This window comes from Legionella santicrucis, assembly GCF_001468135.1.
Lineage (GTDB): Bacteria > Pseudomonadota > Gammaproteobacteria > Legionellales > Legionellaceae > Legionella > Legionella santicrucis.
Map to the genome: position 1 here is coordinate 128426 of NZ_LNYU01000078.1, position 3217 is coordinate 131642.

The window sequence follows — 3217 nt, forward strand, 5'->3', positions numbered from 1 at the left end:
ATAAGGAGGTAGCGAGAGGATTTAAAACGATAGCTTGGCACGTTTCTTTTTTTCAGAGTAAAAAAGATGAATTCCATCAATGTTGCGGTCCCTAAGAGATCTTAATAATCCTTAAGTCGGTTGGCCGTTCCTTACTCCCCAAGCCCCTATATTAGGTACCCCTTTCCAGTTTTATTATCACGTTAATGCAATGGTAAGGAGGAATTCATCGTGAAAGAAGCAATCCTAACCTGCAATGCAGGCTCCAACAGTTTAAAATGCGCTCTATTTGAAGTAAAGAGAGAAAAACCACTTTTATCGATTCGAAGCAGATGAGATACATCAATATATAGCTGTTACCATTAAAAATTCTAATGATGAAATTATTCTAGACAAAAAAATCAAAAAAACTGGCTATGAAGTTGCATTATCTTTTTTTCTGGAGTGGCAACAAAAAAAACTGACTGAACTAAAGATTAAAGCAGTTGGTCATCGTATTGTTCATGGTGGTAATCGTTTTGATAGTCCAGTAATTATTACATCATCAGTTGAAGAGTGTGTAATTGCTCAACAAGTGCGGACATTGATTTCTAAAGAAAAGTAATTAATTCATATACGATTATATGAATAACTAACGTAATGTTAGGATACAAACTCTTTTTATAGCAAAAGTACATTCAGCGGCGACAACTTACCGCGGGTGCAGGAATTGCACCGAACAAGTGCTTGGCAAAAGTTGCTAATGGTTGGTACAAAACTAGGGGATCAATTTTAATCAAAGTCGTTCTCATGACTATTTCTTAGCTTTTTTTACCAACGTTAAGCCCATTTTTTTTAAGATTTCGGGATCTTTTTTAAATTCAATATCTTCATAATTAATAACTTGAATCAAATTTCCCCATGGATCGGTGAATTCCATAAAAGGAGTTTTATGTGATATTGTAGCACCTGCCTTTTGAGCTAACTTAAGCACGTCTGTACGATTATCAACTACTAAACCAAAGTGGCGAATCGAATCTTCCTGTGGTTTAAAGTTTTTAGAAAAAAGTGCTAGAAACTGATCGCCTATATCAATAAATGCTTTTTCATGATCCTTGTTTTTAATTTTAAAATCAAAAATTGAGCCATAAAATTCAAGCGCCTTATCAATATCACCAACTGCAAGTGCCACATGGTTAATTCCAACTAATTTAGCCTTTTTGTCCATTTGTTGTTTCCTCAAAATAAAATGCCAGTTTGGAGTATGTTGGTTAATTATATAAATAAAACATATAGAACTATTGGGTAATATAAGATTTCAAAATTCAATTCAATAAATATAGTATTATTTTTATAAATATTGAAATTTCAGTAAGGTTTTCCTTAAATTACAAAAACTATCCAAGAGTCTATCCTTTACCTAAATATTATATTTCAGGATAAATAACTATGAATGTACTTAGTGGACTTAAAATAGCTATTTTGCTGACAGATGGTTTTGAACAAGTAGAAATGGTAAAACCTAGAGAGGCATTGCAGGATCAAGGAGCCCAAACGTTTCTTATTTCAAATAAGCCAACTGTTCAGGGATGGAATCATGATGATAAAGCAGACTCCTTTGATGTAGATGTACTCCTAGAAAATGCTAAACCAAATGAGTTTGATGCATTACTTCTACCTGGAGGAGTTAGAAATCCAGATACATTACGTACTCTGCCTGAAGCAGTAGAATTAGCAAAAAAGATTAATGAACAAGAAAAAATTATTGCTGCTATTTGCCATGGTCCCTGGCTTCTTATTAATGCTCAAGCTGTTAAATATAAACATGTGACTTCTTGGCCTTCAGTAAAAACTGATTTAATTAATGCAGGAGGTATATGGGTTGATCAACCTGTAGTTAAGGATGGAAATTTAATTACGAGCAGAAAACCTGATGATATTTCAGAATTTAATAAAGCAATTATAGAGCAATTGCGTGATTATAAATCAAAACTATAAATATATTCTGATTTAAGAGCATCTCTCAATCCAATATCTTTGGCATTTTTGCATCACAGTGTAAGTTCCGGCTGCTAGGTCATAATTTGTTATGAAGACACCAAAATTGTTATAAGATGTGACAAGAAGCAGTTTATATATCGGGAGATTAAAATGACAAGGAATATGTCTGTCGTACTTTACATTGTGATGTTGATTGCAGTGATCGTTAGCGTAGATTTACTGTTCTTTAAGGATCGATTCTGGGAGCGGCTTATGGTGAACATCGGTATTGTCCTAGTGTTTACAGCTTTCTATTTGAGATTTCTAAATACCCCATAAGCTACGCGCTGTGTGCTGTATATCCTGTGTAATAGCTTTGATTGTTACCTCTCAAAATATAAACCCAATAATTACTGGGAGTAGGCATGAAAGGACTAATCAAATAAATGGGGAAAGGGAATTATTGTTGCCATTTGATTAGGCCTGTCTTTTGAAAAAGATGGCATACGGTAAGGAAAAGATTGAAAGGGGATGACATTCGGATAGCGTAATAAATTATTAGCTCTTAGATAAGCATAGCAGCGACAACGGATATCAAGTTGAGCAATGAAGGGAAATTTCTCATAGCTCAAAACGTTTTGAGTTAAAGTATCAACAATTTTTTCAATTGAAATTTCACCATCTGTGCTTCTGCCCCATGCATCATAATCTTGTAGAAAAAAATTGCGAAAGGTGATTTGTAACTTCAGGAGGGGGAACAGTTCTTTACCTGTATGGAAACAAATTACAGAGGACAGGCTTTGTATTGCTTCTGTATTGAACACATAAATACTCATTATCATTAACCATTACTTTCTATTTCTTTTCTAATTTCCATGTATTCTTATTTACTTAGAGCTACTTAAAATTAAAATCTCTTAATAATTATAACATTAATTTAATAAGTAGCGAGCTCGTATTAGCAAAACGTAATCCGTAGACTTATCCATATTTTGCAAGTATTGATCAATGATGACAATTTAGAAAATGCTAACTAAAGAAAAAGCCCTTGGCTAATCTCGAAGAACGGATGGCGCGCGAGGAACAGCTCAAAGTATTCAGTCAACGCCTATTTGAGCTGCAAACACAGCTCGTATTTCTTTGCCAAGGACGATTACCTTTAGCACATGCTGACATGATTGTTTTGGAAGTCTTTTATGCCAAGTACCAACAAGAAAGCAGTGCGGCTCAAAATATCTTAATTCAACACGGCATCAGCCCCCAAAGTAGAGAGCAATTT

General features: G+C 34.2%; 5 protein-coding genes. 3 read left to right on the forward strand and 2 right to left on the reverse strand.

Features of this window, described 5'->3' with window-relative positions; genetic code table 11:
- Positions 1-379: 379 nt before the first annotated feature.
- Positions 380-583, forward strand: coding sequence for a hypothetical protein (locus Lsan_RS23595; RefSeq protein ID WP_420324300.1), 204 nt, complete (start codon positions 380-382; stop codon positions 581-583).
- A 189-nt stretch (positions 584-772) separates the two neighbouring features.
- Here Lsan_RS23595 and Lsan_RS13470 read toward each other — a convergent pair whose 3' ends face one another.
- Complete coding sequence (locus Lsan_RS13470) at positions 773-1186, reverse strand: VOC family protein (protein WP_058514735.1); 414 nt, start codon at positions 1184-1186, stop codon at positions 773-775.
- Positions 1187-1407: 221 nt separating this feature from the next.
- On the opposite strand from Lsan_RS13470, the gene Lsan_RS13475 reads away from it, so the two are divergent.
- On the forward strand, positions 1408-1956 hold the full coding sequence (locus tag Lsan_RS13475; RefSeq protein WP_058514736.1) for a type 1 glutamine amidotransferase domain-containing protein: 549 nt from the start codon (positions 1408-1410) through the stop codon (positions 1954-1956).
- Between the two features lie 416 nt (positions 1957-2372).
- On the opposite strand, the gene Lsan_RS13480 is transcribed toward Lsan_RS13475, so the two are convergent.
- Positions 2373-2774: a hypothetical protein gene (locus Lsan_RS13480; protein WP_133134368.1), complete on the reverse strand. Its 402-nt coding sequence runs from the start codon at positions 2772-2774 to the stop codon at positions 2373-2375.
- A gap of 212 nt (positions 2775-2986) precedes the next feature.
- On the opposite strand from Lsan_RS13480, the gene Lsan_RS13485 reads away from it, so the two are divergent.
- Positions 2987-3217 (forward strand): hypothetical protein (locus Lsan_RS13485; RefSeq protein WP_058514738.1); only part of this gene is annotated, 231 nt, incomplete at its 3' end.